15 protein-coding genes and 1 pseudogene are annotated in these 23,210 nt (G+C 35.3%); 11 read left to right on the top strand and 5 right to left on the bottom strand.

The features are described 5' to 3' along the window. Positions 1-119: 119 nt before the first annotated feature. On the top strand, positions 120-2,426 hold the full coding sequence (locus tag A9G45_RS10920) for a heavy metal translocating P-type ATPase (protein ID WP_065572408.1): 2,307 nt from the start codon (positions 120-122) through the stop codon (positions 2,424-2,426). Positions 2,427-2,494: 68 nt separating this feature from the next. Here A9G45_RS10920 and birA read toward each other — a convergent pair whose 3' ends face one another. The 3 genes from birA to murB are packed head-to-tail and all read right to left on the bottom strand — an operon-like array spanning position 2,495 to position 5,633. After that, positions 2,495-3,448, bottom strand: coding sequence for a bifunctional biotin--[acetyl-CoA-carboxylase] ligase/biotin operon repressor BirA (gene birA / locus A9G45_RS10925; protein WP_065568111.1), 954 nt, complete (start codon positions 3,446-3,448; stop codon positions 2,495-2,497). After that, positions 3,423-4,565, bottom strand: coding sequence for an MFS transporter (locus tag A9G45_RS10930; RefSeq protein WP_065568112.1), 1,143 nt, complete (start codon positions 4,563-4,565; stop codon positions 3,423-3,425). Before A9G45_RS10930 ends, birA begins: the two co-directional genes overlap by 26 nt. Before the next feature lie 57 nt (positions 4,566-4,622). After that, positions 4,623-5,633: a UDP-N-acetylmuramate dehydrogenase gene (murB, locus tag A9G45_RS10935; RefSeq protein ID WP_065568113.1), complete on the bottom strand. Its 1,011-nt coding sequence runs from the start codon at positions 5,631-5,633 to the stop codon at positions 4,623-4,625. 429 nt (positions 5,634-6,062) lie between these two features. Here murB and A9G45_RS10940 point away from each other — a divergent pair, with 429 nt between their 5' ends. From A9G45_RS10940 to A9G45_RS10985, 10 genes are all read left to right on the top strand, one after another. Continuing rightward, entirely contained in the window at positions 6,063-7,292 is a 1,230-nt protein-coding gene (locus A9G45_RS10940) for a phosphopentomutase (protein WP_065568114.1), read from the top strand. A gap of 52 nt (positions 7,293-7,344) precedes the next feature. Next, positions 7,345-8,061 carry a purine-nucleoside phosphorylase gene (gene deoD, locus A9G45_RS10945; RefSeq protein ID WP_065568115.1) on the top strand — a complete coding sequence of 239 codons (717 nt, stop codon included), beginning with the start codon at positions 7,345-7,347 and terminating at the stop codon, positions 8,059-8,061. A 198-nt stretch (positions 8,062-8,259) separates the two neighbouring features. Next, positions 8,260-9,501, top strand: a complete 1,242-nt coding sequence (locus A9G45_RS10950; protein ID WP_065568116.1) for a nucleoside permease — start codon at positions 8,260-8,262, stop codon at positions 9,499-9,501. 346 nt (positions 9,502-9,847) lie between these two features. Beyond that, the gene (gene add / locus A9G45_RS10955) at positions 9,848-11,017 is read left to right on the top strand and encodes an adenosine deaminase (protein WP_065568117.1); all 1,170 of its coding nucleotides are present in this window, start codon (positions 9,848-9,850) and stop codon (positions 11,015-11,017) included. Between the two features lie 25 nt (positions 11,018-11,042). Beyond that, the gene (locus A9G45_RS10960; RefSeq protein ID WP_065568118.1) at positions 11,043-13,016 is read left to right on the top strand and encodes a bifunctional 2',3'-cyclic-nucleotide 2'-phosphodiesterase/3'-nucleotidase; all 1,974 of its coding nucleotides are present in this window, start codon (positions 11,043-11,045) and stop codon (positions 13,014-13,016) included. 23 nt (positions 13,017-13,039) lie between these two features. Beyond that, positions 13,040-13,444 carry a cytidine deaminase gene (locus tag A9G45_RS10965; protein ID WP_442902724.1) on the top strand — a complete coding sequence of 135 codons (405 nt, stop codon included), beginning with the start codon at positions 13,040-13,042 and terminating at the stop codon, positions 13,442-13,444. Positions 13,445-13,617: 173 nt separating this feature from the next. After that, positions 13,618-14,919, top strand: coding sequence for a pyrimidine-nucleoside phosphorylase (locus A9G45_RS10970; protein WP_065568120.1), 1,302 nt, complete (start codon positions 13,618-13,620; stop codon positions 14,917-14,919). 28 nt (positions 14,920-14,947) lie between these two features. After that, positions 14,948-16,633 carry a bifunctional UDP-sugar hydrolase/5'-nucleotidase UshA gene (gene ushA / locus A9G45_RS10975; RefSeq protein ID WP_065568121.1) on the top strand — a complete coding sequence of 562 codons (1,686 nt, stop codon included), beginning with the start codon at positions 14,948-14,950 and terminating at the stop codon, positions 16,631-16,633. Between the two features lie 14 nt (positions 16,634-16,647). Beyond that, positions 16,648-18,195 carry a YjjI family glycine radical enzyme gene (locus tag A9G45_RS10980; protein ID WP_442903046.1) on the top strand — a complete coding sequence of 516 codons (1,548 nt, stop codon included), beginning with the start codon at positions 16,648-16,650 and terminating at the stop codon, positions 18,193-18,195. Beyond that, positions 18,170-19,036 carry a YjjW family glycine radical enzyme activase gene (locus A9G45_RS10985; protein WP_065568123.1) on the top strand — a complete coding sequence of 289 codons (867 nt, stop codon included), beginning with the start codon at positions 18,170-18,172 and terminating at the stop codon, positions 19,034-19,036. Before A9G45_RS10980 ends, A9G45_RS10985 begins: the two co-directional genes overlap by 26 nt. A 282-nt stretch (positions 19,037-19,318) precedes the next feature. Here the strand turns inward: A9G45_RS10985 and A9G45_RS10990 are convergent. Together A9G45_RS10990 and A9G45_RS10995 are read right to left on the bottom strand one after the other, a co-directional pair. Beyond that, positions 19,319-21,488 (bottom strand): annotated as a pseudogene (locus tag A9G45_RS10990) (Tex family protein); the annotation flags it as partial. Between the two features lie 161 nt (positions 21,489-21,649). Beyond that, positions 21,650-23,086 carry a hypothetical protein gene (locus A9G45_RS10995; protein WP_065568125.1) on the bottom strand — a complete coding sequence of 479 codons (1,437 nt, stop codon included), beginning with the start codon at positions 23,084-23,086 and terminating at the stop codon, positions 21,650-21,652. Positions 23,087-23,210 lie beyond the last annotated feature (124 nt).

Consider the following 23,210-nt stretch of genomic DNA (forward strand, 5'->3'; position numbering starts at 1 on the left):
TACTTGCTCAACTCATTTTTAATTGATCCTCCTTATTTAGCACATAATGAAAATAAAAATAATTTCCTTTTTTATTTTTTAGCGTACAATCAAAATCATCCACTCACGTAGGTAATGTTATGTTATATAATAACAAATACATACACCATCATAGTTGTCATGGTAATTGTCAAAATATAGCGCACAATCATATACAGATACCTGATGATATAAATTGTCATCAAGAATCCACGCCTTGTTGCGGAGGAGATACACATACTACCAAATCCCAAAGTCGCTTTGACGATCCTCCAGAAGATCCTGATAGGCAAAGCCAACATGTTAAATTAACATGGAAAATAGCCGGTATGGATTGTGCCAGTTGCGCTCAAAAAATTGAAAATGGTTTAAAAACCTTACCCAATGTTAGCCAAACAAAGATGATATTTTCTACCGAAAAATTAATGGTTTTTGTTCCCAAAAAAAATCAGGAAATTATTCAATTAATTGAAAATAAAGTTATCGAGTTGGGTTATAAACCTATTTTCGAGCCTTCCAATAACCATTCGCATCATCACGATCATCATCATTTTGACAAAAAGGCACTAATCCCTTTAGTTGTATTAGGAACTTTAATTGTGATGAGTTATATCCTGTTATTATGTAATCAAACCGTTGGCGAATATGCATTTATGGCAACGGCAATAATAGGGTTAATTCCTATTTTGAAAGAAGCATGGATTTTAACACGTAATGGTACACCATTTGCTATTGAGTCGTTGATGAGTGTGTCGGCTATTGGTGCATTATTTATTAGTGCAGCAGAAGAAGCCACCATGGTCATTTTTTTATTTATGATTGGTGAAATGCTGGAAAGCATAGCAACAAATAAAGCCAAAACGGGGATATCATCACTTGCTAAATTAATGCCAGAAGAAACTGTGATAATTATTGATGGCGAACGAAAAACTGTTGCTAGCCATAGTTTAAAACCCAATGATATTATTAAATTTTCGGGGGGTGGACTTTTCCCCGCCGATGTCATTTTAATAAGCGAACAAGCCAATATAGATGAAAGCGCATTAACAGGGGAATCTATCCCGATTAATTATCTTTCTGGTGATAAGATTTTGGCGGGATCGCTAGTGGTTGATAATACGATTCAACTTAAAGTAGTTTCAGAAGTTGGACAAAATGCGGTTGATCGCATTTTACAACTCATTGAAGATGCCGAAGAGCGCAAAGCGCCTATTGAACGTTTTATTGATAAATTTAGCCGCTATTACACGCCAGCAATTGCTTTGTTTGCACTATTAGTAATTATTGTGCCACCATTATTACTTAATTCTGATTGGTATACTTGGTTTTATCGTGGCTTGACACTATTATTAATTGGATGCCCTTGTGCACTAGTTATATCAACACCAGCGGTAATAACATCGGCTTTATCTAATGCCGCAAAACAAGGCGTGCTAATTAAAGGTGGTGCGGCTTTAGAGCATATTGGTTCTGTTAAATTGATTGCGTTTGATAAAACAGGCACCTTAACCAAAGGTCAACCACAAGTAACCGATGTAATTAATCAAGGTATAACAAAAGAACAGTTATTAACATTAGTTGCTGCGATTGAAAGTGGGTCACATCATCCCATAGCTAAGGCGATTGTTGATTATGCATTACAAAATCAACTAAGCATTAATGAGGCTAATAATCGTAAAGCTATTGCGGGAGTTGGTATTCAAGGCGAAGTGGATCACAAGACTTTTTATATTGTTTCACCAAACAAAGTAGCAACCGTTTCACTACCTTTAAATAATGAACACGCCCAAATCATTGAGGAGCTTGAAAATGCAGGTAAAACAGTGGTAGTTGCAGTGACAAGTCAACAATTGATAGGCATTATTGCATTGCAAGATGTATTGCGTTCAGATGCAATTACGACAATGAATGAACTTGATCGGCTTGGACTCAAATCTTTAATGTTAACAGGAGATAATGCACGAGCAGCTAAAGCCATTGCCTCTCAATTAAAAATGGACTATCGCGCAGAGCTATTACCAACCGATAAATTGGTTGAAATTGAAAGAATTCGTAATACCATGCCAATTGCTATGGTGGGCGATGGTATTAACGATTCACCAGCAATGAAAGCCGCAACGGTTAGCATTGCTATGGGAGGAGGTACAGATGTTGCATTAGAAACTGCCGATGCCGCATTAACTAAAAATAGCTTGTCTAGTTTACCTAAATTAATTCATTTAACACGCTTTGCCCGTCGTAATATTAAACAAAATATTACGATTGCATTAGGGGTTAAGTTAGTATTTTTAATTACTAGCTTATTTGGCTTTACTGGACTATGGCTCGCTGTGTTAGCCGACTCAGGCACAACTGCGATTGTGACGGCAAATGCTCTTCGAGTTTTAAGATTTAAAAATAAAAGTTAACAACTTTATTATTTAACCTATTTCGCTTAAAAAAAGTGGAATAGGTTTCTCATGTTTTTTGAAAATTATCATTCATCACTTCTTAAAGATATTTCACCACCAATATAAGCGTCGATTTTACCATTTTTTTCTAACATTAGGGCGCCTTGCTCATTGATGCCTTTAGCAACCCCACGAATGATGTTTTCGCCAATTAATAGTTTTATTGGACGATTAGTAAAGTTGTCTAATCTATTCCAATCGTTAATAAATGGCGTTAAACCATATTTTTCAAATTCCGTTAATTTACTTTTTAAGGCCTTAGCAATCTGTGCAACTAACAAATTACGATTAATATTACCTAAATTAGCCCATTTTTGGTTAACAATATTAATATCTGGATTAGTCATAGTTAAATTGACACCAACACCAATGACAACATGAGCACAATCCCCCGTTTTCCCTGCTAATTCAACTAAAATACCTGCTAGCTTTTGATCATTAAGATAAAGGTCATTTGGCCATTTAACTTTGATATCTTGACCTGATAATGCACGTAAAGTGTCTGCAATAACGATACCAACAACTAAACTTAGCCCCATTGCTGCCGCTATACCTTGATCTAACCGCCAATACATCGAAAAGTAAATATTACTACCAAACGGAGAAAACCATTTACGTCCTCGTCTTCCTCTCGCTTTTGATTGAAATTCAGCTGCACAGCAATTACCAGACGTGAGTTGATCAATGCGATCGAGCAGATATTGGTTAGTCGAATCAATAATTGGCAATATTTCGCAATGACTATTTGACTGGTAATACTGGTCAATTTTAGCTTTATTGAGTAAATCGAGAGGAGATGCAAGGCAATAACCTTTGCCTTGTACTGACGTTAGCGCTATTCCCCATTCACGCAGCTGTTTAATATATTTATTAATACCAGCGCGAGTTATACCAAATACATCTGCCAACTCTTCGCCTGAATGAAACTGTCCATCAGAGAGTATTTCAATTAATTTAAGTGGATTTTTGTAACTGCGCATCCGTTCCTCTTTTTTTAGCTAACAAGATTATGAAGTATAACGAAATTATAGCAAAACTGACAAATAAATAAGCATTACTGGTTTTATCCATAATAAGTGCTATTAGTGCAGGAGCAATCAAGCTACCCAAGGTATTGGTCAACAGCATAGCTTGATTCATCGCCACAATATTTTGTTTTTTTACACACGAACAGGCCCAAGCCATGGATATTGGATAAATAGTGTAAATGGTTGCACCTAATAAAATAATCGCCAAAACACCAAACCAATTAAATATTAGCATTACGCATGCGGTTAGCATTAACAATGACTCAACCAGCAATATAATTTGCCGTCCAAATTTGTCAGCACACCAGTTAGCTGGCATTTGCGCAGCCACTCCAGATAGAATAAGTAAAATCATCCAATTAGCAACTTGAATATCACTATAACCTAGATGCGAATAATAAACGGGTAAGAGCGAATATAACGATCCAATTAACATACCTGCAATAACGCAACCAATAAGCCCAATACGTGAAGGTTTATTTAATATCATTGGCATGATATTAAAACTGCTGCTCTTTCTTTTTGGTAATTTATAATGAGTGAGCAAAATAAATAAAATCGCTAATCCCATTAATAATGTAATAACCAATCCAAAATACAATACATCTTGTGGAAAGTACTGTAATAGAGCCTGCCCAAGAACTGTTCCTAAATAATAAGTAGTTAAATAAACTGCCAGCATTTTACCGCGAGTACGCACACTGCCAGTAACTAAGATGCAACTTTCAATGACCACCCAAGTGACAGCACAAGCAATACCAATAAAAAATCGCCACACTATCCAGCTATAAAAATTCATTGAAAAACCTAGGCCAATCGTTGCTATTGCAAAAATAATGCAACTATAAGTATATGTGTAACGAGCATTGAATTTACTAATAAACCAGTTGGCAAAAATAGTACCAATCAAGTTGCCAGTAAAATAACTTGAACCCACAAAACCAATTTGCCCGAGCGAAAACTCATTACGCACTAACCACAGCGGCACTTGCGTATTTAATGCTGACAATGAGATTGTCACAAAGAGTAAACTAGTTAATAAAATCGGAAATGAATACGAACGTTTCATAGTGTTATTGAGTTTAATTTATGGACTAAATTTACAATCAATTATAATTTTTGCTAGTTACAAATAATTGTCTGCATCAATTTCGCCCGTGTTGCCGATAAACCGGATTTCTGGCGATAAATTCACCAAGAACTTTTGTAAAACGCTTTTTTTAATAAAGCGTGCTAATTCAACCACATCTTCCGCTGTTGCGTGGCTTTTATTAACTAATACCAACGCTTGTTGTTGATGCACAGCAGCACCACCTATTTGATATCCTTTTAGATCACATTGCTCAATAAGCCAGCCAGCGGCTAATTTTGTTTGATGATGATCTTGTGGATATATTGGCATGTTTGGATAAATTTCAAGTAGCTTGTCTGCCACAATTTTATCGACTACAGGATTTTTAAAAAAACTGCCTCCATTGCCAAGCACTTTTGGATCGGGCAATTTACTGCGCCGAATGTCACACACTTTATCAAATATTATTTTTGCCGTAACACTTTTAGGGTCAAAGTTTTGTAATTCTCCATAAGTTAAAACTGGTTGCCAATCTTTTGGTAACTTGATTCCGACATTAATAACCGCATAGCCTTGCAAATACGCTTTTTTGAAGATACTTTCACGATATCCATATTGACCATCGGTGACAGTGATAATTTTACCTGTAGCAAGCTCAAGCAGTTCCACATAATCAGCAACTTTTTGAAACTCAACACCGTAAGCGCCAATATTTTGAATGGGCGCAGATCCAACACAACCAGGAATCAATGCAAGGTTTTCTAGCCCTGATATATTTTGTTCGATAGTTGTTGACACTAAATCGTGCCAAATTTCACCAGCCCCCACTTTTAAATGCCATGCTTGTTCAGTTTCGGTTATGGTCATCCCTTTGATTCGATTAACAATAACAATACCATCAAAGTCACAAGTAAAAAGCGAATTACTACCTTCACCAATAATCATAATGGGCAAATTTTGGGAGTTATCTTGCCAAACTTGTTGTAATTGCTCAACGGTGGTTACAGTAATAACTTTTAGTGCAAAAACAGTAAGACCAAAAGTGTTAGGAATTTTTTGTTTCATTGATAACTACCTTTTTATTTTTGTATATATGCCCAAAAATGAATCTATTTTATATGTTATTTTTTTATAGCTTGGAATTTTTCGTATTTAGCAACTATATTACCACATTGGTTAATCTTATTTTATTAATTATTTAAGCGTGGGTTGCGCAAAATTAGTGTAAATTTGCTATTGAATCAGCTCAATAAAAACAGGTTTATTCACATTTTTATTTCAAAAGTATGACTAAGATCAAATTCCTTGCTCTATTTAAGCAAATATTCGCCTAAAGTAGCGCTTAAATCTTTTTTGTTTTTTGTTATCGTGTATTATAACTAGCTGAATAATGTTTTTATAAATTATAATCAACTTATTTAGTCAGCACAAAATGCAGTGATTATTATTTAACTAGCTATTATTGATTACATTGCTTATGAGTTAGAGGAAATTATGAAAAGAGTTTTTATTATGATCCTAGATTCGTTTGGGATCGGTGGCGCTGAGGATGCAAAAAAATATGGTGATGAAGGCGCTAATACTTTAGGTCATATTGCTGAAGCTTGTGCTTTAGGTAAAGCAGAGCACGGTCGTAGCGGCCCATTAAAATTGCCTAATTTAAGCAAATTAGGTTTAATAGAAGCGGCATATGAATCAACTGGTCAATATCCTAAAGACATGAAAACTGAAAGCGAAATTATTGGCGCATATGGTTATGCTAGCGAAATTTCTTCTGGTAAAGATACACCATCAGGGCATTGGGAAATAGCTGGTGTGCCCGTACTTTTTGACTGGGGCTATTTTACAAATACAACTAACAGCTTTCCTCAAGATCTTTTAAATAAAATTATTTCTCGAGCAAAACTCCCTGGCTACCTTGGTAATTGTCACTCTTCAGGCACAATTATTCTTGATGAGCTTGGTGAAGAACATATGGCTTCAGGAAAACCTATTTTTTATACTTCTGCTGATTCTGTATTCCAAATTGCCTGTCATGAGGAAACATTTGGTTTAGATAAGCTTTATGAAGTTTGTGAAATTGCTCGTGATGAGCTTAACAAAGGCAATTATAATATCGGTCGAGTTATTGCTCGCCCATTTTTAGGCAATAAGTCAGGCGAATTTGTACGTACAGGTAATCGCCATGATTTAGCAGTTGAGCCACCAGCACCAACAATGATTAAGAAGCTAGTCGATGAAAAACAAGGTACCGTTGTGTCAATCGGTAAAATTGCTGATATTTATGCACAAGTTGGTATTACCAAAAAAGTGAAAGCAACTGGTCTTGAAGCACTATTTAATTCATCGCTTGAAGAAATAAAACAAGCTAAAGATAACACGATTGTATTTACTAATTTTGTTGACTTTGACTCCTCTTACGGGCACAGACGAGATGTATCGGGTTATGCTGCCGCATTAGAATATTTTGATAGTCGCCTTCCTGAAATGTTAGCACTTATTAAGCCTGGTGATCTGCTTATTATCAGTGCCGATCATGGTTGTGATCCAACTTGGCCAGGAACCGATCATACTCGTGAACATATTCCCGTCATCGTTTACGGTGATAGCGTGCCTGTTGGATCTTTGGGGCATCGAGAGACATTTGCAGATATTGGGCAAAGTGTTGCTGATTACTTTGATTTGTCACCAATGGATTATGGCAAATCATTTATTCGTAAATAACGATTTTTTAGTTAGTGTAGTACATTTTTAGTAATAAATTGAGGAGAGTTAAATGCCTACCCCACATATTAACGCCACCGATAATGCTTTTGCTCAAACGGTATTAATGCCTGGCGATCCATTGCGAGCTAAGTTTATTGCCGAAACTTTTTTAGAAAATGCAAAAGAAGTGACTAATGTAAGAGGAATGCTTGGTTTTACAGGCCACTATAAAGGTAAGCAAGTTTCTGTTATGGGACATGGTATGGGGATTCCATCTTGTTCTATATATACAACCGAATTGATCAAATTTTATGGTGTTAAAAATATCATTCGTATCGGTTCGTGTGGCGCAATCAGTCCTGATGTTAATCTTGGTGATGTTGTTATTGGCTTAGGTGCTTGTACCGATTCAAAAGTCAATCGTTTACGTTTTAAAGATCACGATTTTGCCGCTATCGCCGATTTTGGTTTGACTTGCAATGCCGTTAATGCTGCTAAAAACTTAGGCGTAAATGTTAAAGTTGGCAATCTTTTTTCTGCCGATCTGTTTTATAGTGTTGAACCTGATATGTTTGATATTATGGAAAAGTACAATATTTTAGGCGTTGAAATGGAAGCAGCGGGCATTTATGGTGTGGCTAGTGAATATGGAGCTAAAGCATTAACAATTTGTACAGTATCTGACCACATACGAAAAGGCGAAGCAATGTCGGCAGAAGAGCGACAATTAGGCTTTAAAAATATGATTAATGTTGCGTTAGAATCGGTATTACTTAATTCAAATTAAAATTAATGGCAGAATTTCTGCCATTTTTTTTAGGTTAAAAACAAACCAACTAATTGTCGCATTAGCTGTAAACCAACAGCTTTAAACGTGAATATTTTTAGCGTTATAGCTAGTTTTTAATAGCGATAACAAATTTTTATTTATTCATTAATTTTTATCTAATAGGTTAGAAAAGAGCTCATTTAATAAGGAACAAAAATGAATATCAAGCTACAACTGAGAATTATATTTTTCTTACAATTTTTTATCTGGGGAAGTTGGCTAATTACCTTAGGCTCCTATATGATGAACAATTTAAATTTTACTGGCATTGATGTCGGCGCCGTATATGGTACCATGGGTATTGCTTCATTATTTATGCCGAGCTTACTTGGTATCGTAGCTGATAGATGGATACCTGCTAACCGATTGTATGCACTTTGCCATTTGATTGGTGCTATAACCTTATTCATTGCTGCATCTATCACGTCACCATTTTTAATGATGATTGTGATGCTTATCCATTGTTTTGCTTTCATGCCAACTATTGCGATTTCTAATTCGATTTCTTACTCTTGTTTAGAGTCACAAGGGCTTGATGTTATTACGCAATTCCCTAAAATTCGTATCTTTGGTACCGTCGGTTTTATTGTTGCGATGTGGTTAGTGAGCTTTATGCAATTAGAACTCAGTAATATGCAACTTTATATTGCAGCTGGAAGCTCTGTGTTGTTAAGTCTGTATTCTTTAACTTTACCTTTAATTCAAATTACTCACGATACTAGTAAAGAAAAATCGATTTTGAGTTCATTAGGTTTAGATGCATTTGTGCTTTTAAAACAACCTAGAATGTTGATCTTTTTTCTATTTGCAGTGTTATTAGGCGGTATTTTACAAATTACCAATACTTTTGGTGACCCATTCTTGCATAGTTTTAAAGATATTCCAGAATTTAAAGATAGTTTAGTTATTAAGTATCCCGCAGTATTACTTTCTATTTCGCAAATATCAGAAGTCGTCTTTATCTTATTTGTTCCTTTCGTTATGAAACGTTTAGGCATCAAATATGTCATGCTAATCAGTATGCTTGCATGGGTGGCTCGTTTTGGGCTATTTGCTTATGGTGATCCATCCCCTGTTGGTTTTGTATTGCTGCTTCTTTCAATGATTGTTTACGGTTGTGCCTTTGATTTTTACAACATTTCAGGTTCTATGTATGTTGATAAGACTGTATCATCAGATATCCGTAATAGCGCGCAAGGGCTATTTATGATGATGACAAATGGTATTGGTGCTTATATTGGTACCATGGCTAGTGGTTTTGTGGTTAATTACTATACAATAGAAAAAATTGTAGATTGGCATTCTGTTTGGCTTATATTTGCAGGCTATTCATTAGTGCTTGCAATTGTTTTTGTTTTTATTTTCAAAAATGATGACGCCGATAAAAAATTAGCCTAAAAATCAAGCAGTGAATTGGCATTAACTACCTAATTAATGTTGAAATAGATAGATAAGTCAGATTATTCTACTAATAATTTGTTCTATAAATAGGCAACAGTTTAATTGTTGCCTAATTCCTGATTGTGACAAAATGTTATCGGCCTCACAGAAAATCGATAAATTGCACAAAATGTATAGAAAATAAATTGATGGGAAACAAAGGTATGGAAAACAAGTATCTTATCAAGATAGCATAAAATGCTTATAATAAGTGTATCAATTCTGGTATTTGATACGTTTGCCAGTTGATTAATAATCACTATTACAAGTACCTTATAAGCGTATTTAAGCAGATTAGAACAAGATGAATAAACACATAATCCCCAAAGTTATACTTCATGAGCATGTCGAAGGCAGTATTACTCCCTTTATGGCTAAAAAATTAGCCAATAAAAATCATTTAACTTTCCCTGATTCATTATGTTATCAACAAGGCGAATATGATGCGACCGAGTATAAAAATGGTCGATATAACTATGATGAATCCGACTTTGTTTCATTTATTCAAACTTATGACACTGTTTCGAGTTTTGTTAAACATCCTGACGATTATTACCTGATTACTTACGATTTTTTAAGCAGAAATGCCAAGCAAGGGTTAATCTATTGTGAACTGTTCTTGTCGCCCTATCATATTTGCGCAACAGAAAGACAAGGAAAAGTTGTTTGGGACAAAGAAAGATTTCAACAAACTCTTAATCAAATGGATAAAGCAATTATTGATGTTCAAAAAGAGCATAATATTACCGTTAGGTACCATGTAATTGGCGTACGACACCTTGGCGCCGATGTGGTGCATGATACACTGCGTTTTATTGAAAATAATTATCATCCATTTATTACTGGATTTAATATTGCTGGCAATGAGAAAGCAGGACATTTTGATGATTTTAAAAAGGCTCATCAACTTGCTTCTGAATTAAATTTAAAAAAATCTTACCATGCTGGTGAAATTGACTCAGCGGAAAGTATTATTCAAGCGCTAAAACATGGCGCAAATCGAATTGGGCACGGTATTGCTGCTATTGAAGATGATAAATTGATTAAGCAATTAGTTGATAACAAAATCACTTTAGAAATTGCTCTCACCAGCAATCGTATTTTAGTGAATAAATTACAGGGTGATATACTTAATCATCCAATTAGACAACTGTATGACCAAGGTGTTCGCATTACTCTTAACACGGATGATGCCGGAATTTTTGGTACCGACATTGAAAAAGAATACCATATTGCTCAATCGATATTTTCTTTTTCGCGATTAGAATTGCTTGATATAACACTATGTGGTATCCAAGCAGCTTTTGTTGATGAGCCTATTAGAGTTCGTTTAATGAATTTGGCACTCTCATACTTTACCTCGGATGATAGAAAATTACTGAAAAAATTTATTCATGATAAAAAATATCATCCAGCAATCATTGAACGTTTTTTAACATATCAAAAATTATTATTAGCTATCCCCATTAATTAACTCATCAGAATATTTGGAGATTTACATGAAAAAAAATAAGTTAGCCCTAAGTTTTTTACCCCTATTTATATCTGGTGCTGTTAATGCTGCAACAGTCGATTTAAGAATTATCGAAACGACTGATTTACACGGCAATATGATGAATTATGATTATTTTAAAGATCAAACTATTGATTCATATGGGTTAGTTAAAACTGCCAATTTAATTCATCAAGCAAGAGGTGAAGTAAAAAATAGTGTTCTTGTTGATAATGGTGATTTAATTCAAGGTAGCCCAATGGCTGATTATGCAGTTGATAAAGGCCTTAGTGAGGGCGAGATACACCCAGTATATAAAGCACTCAATACCCTTGATTATGTTGTTGGTAATATTGGTAACCACGAATTTAATTTTGGATTGGAATTTCTGAAAAAAAGCCTTTCTGGAGCTAAATTTCCTTACATTAATGCCAATGTTTATGATGCTAAAACCAATAAGCCATATTTCAAGCAATATATTATTGTAGATACTCCTGTTATTGATAGAGATGATAATAAGCATACTATCAAAATTGGTTATATTGGTTTTGTCCCGCCACAAATTATGCAATGGGACAAACTTAACCTTAATGGCAAAGTTGTTGTCAAAGATATTACCGAAACCGCTAAATTACTAGTACCGGAAATGAAAAAACAAGGCGCTGATGTCATTATTGCAATTCCACACTCTGGCGTGTCGGCTGAACCTTATAAAGCGTTAGCTGAAAATTCGGTTTATTACTTAAGCCAAGTAGAGGGAATTAATGCAATTATGTTTGGTCACTCACATGGCGTCTTCCCAAGTGAAGAATTTAAATCACTGCCTAATACTGATATAAAAACAGGAAATATCAATCATGTTCCCGCGGTCATGCCAGGACAATGGGGAAGCCATTTAGGCGTAGTGGATTTAGTTCTAACGGGAGATAAATCCAATTGGCAAGCTATTTCAGGGAAATCTGAAGCACGGCCAATTTATGACCAAATGAATAAAAAAGCCTTAGTTGAAGCTGATCAAAAACTCGTTGATATTCTAACAACAGACCACCAAGGTACGCGTAAATTTGTAAGTAAACCTATTGGTAAAGTTTCAACCGATATTACTAGCTATTTAGCGCTAGTCGAAGATACATCTGCCTTACAAATTATTAATGATGCACAAACCGATTACGTTAAGCAATTTATTCAAGGCGATCCAGATCTGGATGGCCTGCCAGTTTTATCAGCTATTGCACCATTTAAAGCTGGTGGCAGAAAAAACGATCCAAGCGCTTTTGTTGATGTAAAAAAGGGTGATCTTACCTTTAGAAATGCAGCAGATATCTATCTGTATCCTAATATTTTATCTGTGATTAAAATTACAGGCAAAAATGTAAAAGAATGGCTTGAATGTTCTGCGGGTATGTATAACCAAATAGATATTCATACAGCAAATCCACAATACCTAATTAATTGGGATAAATTTAGAACCTATAATTTTGATACAATTGATGGTGTAAATTATCAAATTGATATCACCAAACCTCCACGTTATGATGCTAACTGCCAGTTAATCAATCCAACATCTGAAAGAATAACTAATCTGACTTACCAACAAAAACCACTTGATCCTAATCAAATGTTTTTAATTGCTACAAATAATTATCGAGCTTATAGCGGCATATTCCCAGGTACTGGTGAAAAAAATGTTAAATTTAATTCACCGGATGATTTAAGAGTGATCCTGTCAGCTTATATCACTAAGGTTACTAAACAAGAAGGATCGGTCAATGTTATTGTTGATAACAACTGGCAAATTGCGCCAATATCAAGTGATACCAAATTAGATATTCGTTTTGAATCATCTCCAACAGATGAAGCTAAAACTTATATTGAAAAACATTCACTATACCCTACTGAATTTATCGAAAAAGATAAATTAGGTTTTGGTGTTTATCGATTAGATTTACAGTCATCAGCTAACGCTCAACCTAAAATTTAATTAATATTATTACGAAACAAAGGATTCTCAATATGAAAATTGAAAAACTCATTGAACTCGCTAAAACTGCTCGCTCTAAAGCTTATGTTCCTTACTCCAAATTTCAGGTTGGTGCAGTATTAATCACTGAAGATGATGAGGCGATTTTAGGTTGCAATGTTGAAAATGCCTCTTATGGCCTAGCCAATTGTGCAGAACGCACCGCTATTTTTAAAGCAGTTTCAGAAGGTAAAAGAAAATTTAAAAAATTAGTGGTAATTGGTGATACTGACGGTCCAATTTCACCTTGTGGAGCTTGCCGTCAAGTAATCAGTGAGTTTTGTGCTAAAGATATGCCAGTTATTTTAACGAATATGCAAGGTAAAATCCAAGAAACCACTGTTGGTGAATTGTTACCTTGGTCTTTTTCGCCAAGTGATTTAGATTAGTTTTGCTTGTGAGCAATGTAATTTTAGCTATATTGAAAATAGTTAAAATTGAACGCAATTAAAAATAAAAAGAAATTGATACTTATTGTTAGCTAGGATTAGCCTTCTCATCAAGCCAAATTATGGATGAGAAGAATATAATCCTAATTTATTGATATTAAGAGAGACGAATAATGAGATTTGTAGATATTATTGAAAAAAAACGTGATGGACATGCATTAACCACTGACGAAATTCAATTTTTTATTACTAATTACACTAATGGTACTATCCCTGATTACCAAGTTAGCGCTTTATTAATGGCAATTTATTATCAAGGTATGACATCAAAAGAATGTGCGGATTTAACCAGTGCCATGATGTATTCAGGTGATACTGTTGACCTATCATCAATAAAAGGAATTAAGGTCGATAAACATTCAACTGGTGGTGTGGGTGATACCACAACATTAGTACTTGCTCCTTTAGTTGCAGCATTAGATGTACCGGTCGCTAAAATGTCAGGGCGTGGACTTGGGCATACTGGTGGCACCACCGATAAATTTGAGTCGATTGCGGGATTCAAAATTGAATTAAGCAAACAAGATTTTATTAATCAGGTGAATACCAAGGGTTTAGCAGTAATTGGTCAGTCAGGTAATTTAACACCAGCCGATAAAAAGCTCTATTCACTACGTGACGTAACTGGCACCGTTAATTCTATTCCACTTATTGCAAGCTCAATTATGAGTAAAAAATTAGCTGCTGGTGCTGATGCTATTGTGCTTGATGTTAAAACCGGTGATGGCGCACTAATGAAAAATATGGCTGATTCAGAAAATTTAGCTCACGAAATGGTCAATATCGGTAACCAAATTGGTCGCAGAACCATGGCTATTATTTCAGATATGTCACAACCACTTGGTTTTGCAATTGGTAATGCACTTGAAATAAAAGAAGCGATTGATACTTTGAAAGGTAAAGGTCCTGCTGATTTAACTGAGCTAGTTTTAACATTAGGTAGCCAAATGGTTGTGCTTGCCAACAAAGCGAAAACATTAGAAGAAGCCAGAGCTAAACTGCAAGAGGTCATAAAAAATGGTAAAGCAATTGAAAAATTTAAAACCTTAATTGAAGCGCAAGGTGGTGATAGCTCGGTTGTTGATCATCCTGAAAAATTAGCAAGCGCGCCATACCAAATCGCACTACCTGCGCAAAAATCAGGCTACATTACAAAGATTATTGCGGATCAAATTGGCATTGTTGCAATGCAATTAGGCGCGGGGCGAGCAACCAAAGATGATATCATCGATCCAGCGGTTGGAATCGTATTACATAAAAAAGTCGGCGATAAAGTTGATGAGGGTGAAGCTTTATTAACGATTCATGCCAATACTGATAAGCTTGATGCAATCAAACAAAAATTGTATGACAATATTATTGTTAGTGATAGTGCAAGCGAGCCACAATTGATTTATAAAGTGATTACGGAGTAGTCATTATAATAAGGATTTAGGAGGAACCATGTTTCAACCAAAATTAAATAAAAAAATATCACTACTTGTTGTTTTGAGTATGTTTTCAGCTAATGTTATAGCGACTGTTTCGAACAAAAAACAAACAACACCCACTTGGGAAAAGAACACAATTTATCAATTTACTATTTTACACACTAACGATCACCACGGTCGTTTTTGGCAAAATGATATTGGTGAATATGGACTTGCTGCACAAAAAACAGTCGTTGATAAAATAAGAAAGGAGGTAGCTGCTAAAGGCGGAAAATTGTTGCTTCTATCTGGCGGTGATATTAATACTGGCGTTCCTGAATCCGATGTGCTTCAAGCAAAACCTGATTTTTTAGGTATGAATGAAATTGGCTACAATGCGATGGCTGTGGGTAATCATGAATTTGATCACCCTTTAACGATTATTCGTGAACAACAAAGATGGGCAAATTTTCCTTTTCTATCTGCAAATACTTACTTTAAAGGCACCGATAATCGCGTTTTTGATGCCTACACAACATTTGATTTAAATGGTATTAAAGTGGCAGTATTTGGATTAACCACGGATGATACAACTTTTTTAGCTTCACCTAAAAATACTGATGGCATTGAATTTCATAAAACCTTACCCGAGGCGCAAAAAATTATAGCTCAGATAAAAAAGATGGAACATCCTGATATGATTATTGCTTTAACGCATATGGGACATTATGAAAATGGCGAACATGGTTCAATGGCGCCTGGAGATGTTGAATTAGCCCGCGGGTTAAAAAGTGGTGAATTAGATATGATTGTGGGTGGTCATTCACAAAATCCCGTTTGTATGGCAAGTCCAAATAAGCGCATTACCGAATATGTCCCAGGAACCCCTTGTGCACCCGATCAGCAAAACGGAACTTGGATTGTTCAAGCGCATGAATGGGGTAAATATGTTGGGCGTGCAGATTTTACCTTTTTAAACGGCAAAATAACTTTGCAAAATTATCAACTAATCCCTATCAATTTAAAAAAAGAAGTTGATAATGGTGATGGTACAAAACGCCTTGAATATTACAGTGAAGAGATATTACAAGATAAAAAATTACTTGAAAATCTAAAGCCTTATCAAGAACAAGGAAAGCAACACTTACTAATTAAAAGCGGAGAGTTATCCGGCCGACTTGAAGGTGATCGTAATATTGTAAGATATCAACAAAGCAATATGGGACAATTATTGCTTAGCGCTTTTATTGAAAAAACCAGTGCTGATATGGGGATTATGTCAGGTGGTATGATTCGCGATTCATTAATTGAAGGTAATATTACTTATCGCGATATTTTAAAAGTTGAGCCTTTTGGTAATAACGTTGTTTATTTTGATCTGACGGGTAGTGAATTAATTGATTACCTTAAAATAGCTCTTAACAAAAAACCAGGTTCTGGCGGATATGCGCATATGAAAAATATCACCTTGACACGATCAAACAATAACATTGAAGATATAAAAATTAAAAATGAACCTATCGATTTACAAAAATCATATCGCATAGTTACGCTAGACTTTTTAGCTGCTGGTGGTGATGGTTACCCAATAACCAATACTTCACCAACTTATGTTGATACGGGTTATCGTGATGCTGATGTAGTAAAACAGTATTTTGAGAAATACTCGCCTATTAATGCATCAGATTATGAACCAACACCATTTATTATTGAAAAATAAGTACTGAGGTAGCTATGAACATGACAGAATTTCAACTAAATTGTTATAATATAGTGACTGATCCTAATCTATCACCTAAACAAAAATCCCATTTACTTGCACTTGCAGCAGAAAATAATTTACCTTATGTAAATCTAGATAGTGAAACCCGACATGCTTTAGATGAACGTGTGATTTGCGATATGTATGAAGGTCATGCGCCCTATAAGCCCCGCTATGTGCTACCTGATTATGCTAAATTTTTAAAGCAAGGTTCAAAATGGCTAGAACTTGAGCCAGCAAAAACATTTGATGATGCATTAAATATGCTTACCATCATTTATCATCACGTTCCTTCTGTAACTGGTATGCCTGTTTATTTAGGCTGTTTAGATCAAATATTACTCCCTTATGTTGGCAATCTAACAGAAAATGAAGTTTATGAGCGATTAAAGCGCTTTTGGATTATGCTTGATCGTAATTTACCAGATGCATTCATGCATGCCAATATTGGGCCAACAGATAATGTGATCTGCCGCGTTATTTTACGTGTTGATCGCGAACTTAAACAAGTTGCTCCGAATCTAACGTTTATTTATGATGAAGATATCACGCCAGAATCGTTACTCAATACCGCAATTGAGAATATTTGCGAAACAGCAAAACCTCATATTGCTAATAATATGATGATTAAAAAAGATTTTGATGAAAAAGGCTACGGTGTGGTGAGCTGTTATAACTCACTGCCTGTTGCTGGTGGTGGGAGCACATTATCCAGAATTAATTTGAAAGAAGTAGCATTACGTAGTCAAGATATTGATGATTTTTTAAAACATGTTCTTCCGCACTACTGCCAATTACAGATGAATTTAATTCAAGCAAGATCAGCATTTCTTTTTGAAAAATCTAACTTTTTTAGCAATAGTTTTTTAGTTAATGAAGGATTAATTGACGCAACTCGATTCGCACCAATGTTTGGTATTTATGCGATGGCAGAAGCGGTTAATATTTTACAAGAAAAATCAGGATTGGCAGGATGTTATGGTAAAAACGAAGAGGCCAATGAGCTAGCTTCAGCAATTTCTAAACAACTTGCTGAGTTTGTTGATAATCATAAGGTTAACTACGCTTGGAAAGGAAAGGCGATGTTACATGCGCAATCGGGCATCAGTTCCGATAGAGATGCCACCCCTGGTTTACGCATACCTTATGGGCATGAACCTGATCCTGTTACACATATTATGGCATTATTTAAACACCATAAATATTACACCTCTGGCATTAGTGATATTTTAACGATTGATGAAACGATAAAAAATAATCCATTAGCATTAGTACAAATTTGTAAAGCCGCATTTAAATTTGGTTTCCGTGAATTTACGGCTAATATCAGTGGTAATGATCTTGTGCGAGTAACTGGCTATATGGTAAGACTATCGGATATCAAAAAATATAAACAAGAAGGATCGCGGATTAATACGACATTTTTAGGTAGCGAAGCAGCGGAAGCGCCTGACAACAAGAGTTACTTATGCCGCACACCTCGAGTAATCAGCCATGAACAAGCCATGGGCAATCATTAATAAACTGTTACCCTTTTCTTGTGTTGACGGACCGGGAAACCGGTTAGTCATCTTTTTACAAGGCTGTAATTTTAAGTGTTTAAATTGCCACAACCCTTATACTATTTCGCCGTGTAAGGATTGTGGTGATTGTGTGGCAACTTGTCCCCATCAAGCGTTAACATTTATCAATAATAAAGTTATCTGGCAATCTTCACAATGTGAGCAATGTGATACATGTATTAATACTTGTCGTCACAGTTCTACTCCAATGACCTATCAATATAGTGTTGAAGATGTTTTACTTGAGATCCGTAAATACTTGCCTTTTTTGAATGGTATTACCATTAGTGGTGGCGAAGCGACATTACAGTTACCTTTTATTGAAAGGCTTTTTCATGCTGTTAAACAAGCCGAGGATTTAAAGCACCTTACCTGCTTTATTGATAGCAATGGTTACTTAGTGAAAACAGGTTGGCAAAAAGTAGAAAACGTAATGGATGGTGCGATGATCGACCTTAAAGCTTGGAATAGTGATGTTCATAAAAAGCTAACAGGTCGGGATAATTTACGCGTAAAAGAGACGATTAAATATCTTTCACAGATAAATAAATTATATGAAGTAAGATTTTTAATTATTCCAAAACAAACCGATCTACAAGACAATGCTAAAAATATTGCTGAATTTTTAATGGATTTGGATCCTAATATTCGAATAAGAATTAATGCATTTCATAATCATGGAGTGCACGGTATCGCTAAAACATGGTCTGTAGCCACTAAACAGCAAGTCGAACTTTTTGCAGAACAATTAGAACAAAATGGGTTAAATAAAATTACCTTACCATCTGTATATTTATAATCTATTTTGCTGAAATTGAGTAATAACGGATAAATTAAATATACGTTATAGAGGTGGGGAGCTTCCCCCAGCCTCTTTATTATTTTGTTTGACTCAATTTATTGTGATGTATTACAAGAAATATTTGCTAGCATGTGATAACTTATTATTTGCCTTTTTTAAACGCTACAGCAAATGCGTTCCCCATCGCGCTGTTGCCTAATGATGGCATATTATTTTGTTTGCTAGTATGTGAGCGACTTTTAGAAGATCGATTATCTTCCTGTTTAGTTAATGAAGCAGGATCATCAAGACGCATGGTTAAAGCGATACGTTTGCGAGGAATATCTACTTCAATCACTTTCACTTTAACAATATCACCAGCTTTTACAACAGTTCTTGGATCATCAACAAATTTGTTTGACAATGCTGAAATATGTACCAAGCCATCTTGGTGTACGCCAATATCAACAAATGCGCCAAAATTAGTAACATTGGTTACTGTACCTTCCATAATCATACCCAGTTTTAGATCTTCCATTGTTTCGATATCATCTGCAAACTGAGCTGTTTTAAATTCAGGTCTTGGATCTCGCCCTGGTTTATCTAGCTCTTTAATAATATCTGTGACGGTTGGAACGCCAAAATGGTCATCCACATAATCTATCGCTTTAAGGGATTTTAAGTAATTTGTATCACCTAAAATTTCTTTTAAAGATTTATGATTTTTTTCTAAAATTCGCTCAACAACAGGATAAGCCTCTGGATGAACCGCTGATGCATCAAGTGGGTTTTTACCATCCATAATTCTTAAAAAACCAGCGCATTGTTCAAAGGCTTTAGGACCTAAGCGCGATACTTTTAATAATTGTTTACGATCAGTAAATTGACCATTTTCATTACGCCAATCAATAATATTTTTGGCAATAACTTTATTAAGCCCAGCAATACGCGCAAGTAACATCATCGAAGCAGTATTCAAATTCACACCAATCGCATTTACACCATCTTCAACCACGGCATCAAGTTTTTTAGCAAGCTGCGTTTGGCTGACATCATGCTGGTATTGACCAACGCCAATTGATTTAGGATCAATTTTAACAAGTTCGGCTAATGGATCTTGTAAGCGCCTTGCAATTGATACCGCACCACGGATCGACACATCAAGATCAGGGAACTCTTGTGCTGCAAGCTCAGATGCAGAATAAACTGATGCTCCAGCTTCGCTAACAATGACCTTTTGCCCTTTAACTTCTGGATATTTTTTTTGAACATCAAGATAAAAGCGTTCTGTTTCGCGCGATGCAGTACCATTGCCAATAGCAACTAATTCGACTTGATATTTAATACAAAACGCTGCAACTATCATAGCGGCTTTATCGGCTTGCCCTGTGTGTGGGTAGATTGTTTCAGTTGCGACTAATTTGCCTGTCGCATCAACAACCGCAATTTTAACCCCTGTTCTTAATCCAGGATCCATCCCCATCGTGACTTTCATACCCGCTGGCGCAGCCATTAACATGTCATGCAAGTTAGCGGCAAATACGTTAATCGCTTCTTCTTCGGCGCGTTCACGTAGGGTCGTCATAAGTTCGGTTTCCATGTGCATTAAAATTTTAATACGCCATGTCCAATTAATAACAGCTTTACGCCATTTGTCAGCAGGATCATTATTGAAATGTATCGCTAAATGATCGGTAATAATTTGTTCACAATAACTTTCTTTCGGTGCTTCTTCATATTGAGGATCAGCATTAATTGAAAGTTGTAAAAAGCCTTCATTTCGACCGCGAAACATCGCTAAAGCTCGATGAGACGGCACTTTTGAAATAAGTTCACCTTGTGCAAAATAATCTCGAAATTTTGCGCCATCTTCTTCTTTGCCACTAACCACTTGTGAAACTAAATGCGCATTATTCCAAAGATAATGCCGTACTTTTGCCAGTAATGCTGCATCTTCAGCAAATCGCTCCATTAAGATATAGCGTGCGCCATCTAATGCAGATTTAGTATCCGCAATACCTTTGTCCGAATTGATATACTTTTCCGCTTCAATTTCAGGATCAAGTATTGGGTTTTGCCATAAGTCATTAGCTAATGGTTCAAGACCCGCTTCAATAGCTATTTGACCACGAGTACGACGCTTAGGTTTATAAGGCAAATAAAGATCTTCAAGTTCGGTTTTACTTAACGTTTGTATGATACTTTGGCTTAATTCTGGTGTTAATTTACCTTGTTCTTCAATTGACTTTAAAATCGTTTGTTTGCGATCTTCAAGTTCACGTAAATAGCTCAATCGGCTATCTAAAGTGCGTAATTGAGTATCATCAAGGCCTCCTGTCACCTCTTTTCGATAACGGGCAATAAATGGAACGGTACTACCTTCATCCAATAATTGGATTGCAGCTAAAACTTGCTCTGGTTTTACCGTCAGCTCACTAGCTATAATATGGCTAATTTGTTTATTAATCATGGTTATTTTATCTATTTTTTAACATGCGGTAATTATATACCTATCTTCGTTTTTGTTGCAATTTAACGAATTTGATCAGTTATCTAAAAATAGCACGACTTATCATTAATTTTTATTGCGTAAAAGAATATTAAATAAAACTGATAATTAAACTCACCATTTTATTTAGCAACACATATCCCATAATAATCATAACTTGGTTCCTTAGTCGTCACTTTATTATCATACAATGCTCCAGTATTCATATTTACATAAATAACATTGCCATTACTTGGTGAAATTCCACTCGTCCAACCATAAGTTTGATTATAAAAATTAGCCCCTGAAAAATACGCCATTGCTCCCCATTCAGTAAGCAATCCTTGGTGAACAGCTCTTTTATAATTATGATGAGGATGAAAATTATCACTTAAACTATTTAACCTAGCATTACTCAAATCCCTAACATTTGCTTGTCGATAATTGCCTAACCCTTCACACCACTCTTTTTGCTGAGCAGGCCAAGCAACAAAATCCCCTCGATTAATAAACCACTGCGTTATTCTAAATTTATAAATGAGCTTTACACCCTGTTTTGTTGTGCCAATTAATTCAATATCAACAGGTAAGTTGGCTGTTGGTGCTGTAGCTTTATCTTCACCTTTACTTGATGAGTCAGGACCTTTTAACGTGACAAGCACCATATTCTTGTTATCATAAACTTTGAATCCTTTTGAGCTTGGAGCTTCTGTTTTTTCTATGCTTGCGGTAATTGCATTAAGCGAACTATCATCAACATTTGATGTTTTTACCGCCCATGTTGTTGTATCTAATGAATTATCTATTCCATTGGTCACTAAATAGAAATAAAGCCCATTTGCACCTGTTGATGGGAAATTATCTAAATAATCAGATTGTGGTACATGACCATTGTTAGTTGTTGGGTCAAAAATGCTTTTATCGCCATAGGTATAGCCTCCACCAGCATAAGACATATTTGGGCTGGCATATTTAATTGCTTCGCCACCTATTTTGATATGAAATCTTCGATAAGGAGTCTTAGTTATGGCTATCTTATTATCTGGGTAATTCTGAGAGTTTGGCACACCATACTTTGTATTCAAAGAAACAGAGCCACTTACTTTAATATATGGGTAAACACCATTTTTCAATAATGTACTAAATGTCGTTGTTGTCTGAGCTGCTGTTAATTTAACCTCATTGTTATCTGAATCTTCATAATACCATACTAGAGAAAGAGGATGGGCTGTATCTTCTGATAAAGAAATATCACCATCACCATCAACATCTATTACATCTGTATTTTGCGGTTGTTTGATTGCAGAGGATAGTTTCAAACTCACTGGAGTTTTAGTCGCAATATTAATGCCTAGTGCAGAATCTAAATCATTTGTATTAAAATAAGTTTTTCCATCATAGGTAACACCAAAATAATCAAATTCAGCATTCGATTCAATACTATTTTCAATCGAAGTAATAAAGCGAGGGCTGTGTCCTTCAATAACATTAGTGGTAACAGCCGATAATGCTAAAGACTCTGTTGAGAAAAAACTTACAAAAAAAACTAAGTTAAAAGCTAATTGGTACCGTGTAGCCATATTAATACCTAATAATAATTTCAAGTTATATAAAATCTGTTATTGAATTTCAATGATTGTTGAATTAAACCTATTTATGTAGTGCACATAACTTAATATAATTATTAGGTAAACCATTTATCAT

The organism is Gilliamella sp. HK2, assembly GCF_001690265.1.
GTDB classification, from domain to species: domain Bacteria; phylum Pseudomonadota; class Gammaproteobacteria; order Enterobacterales; family Orbaceae; genus Gilliamella; species Gilliamella apicola_C.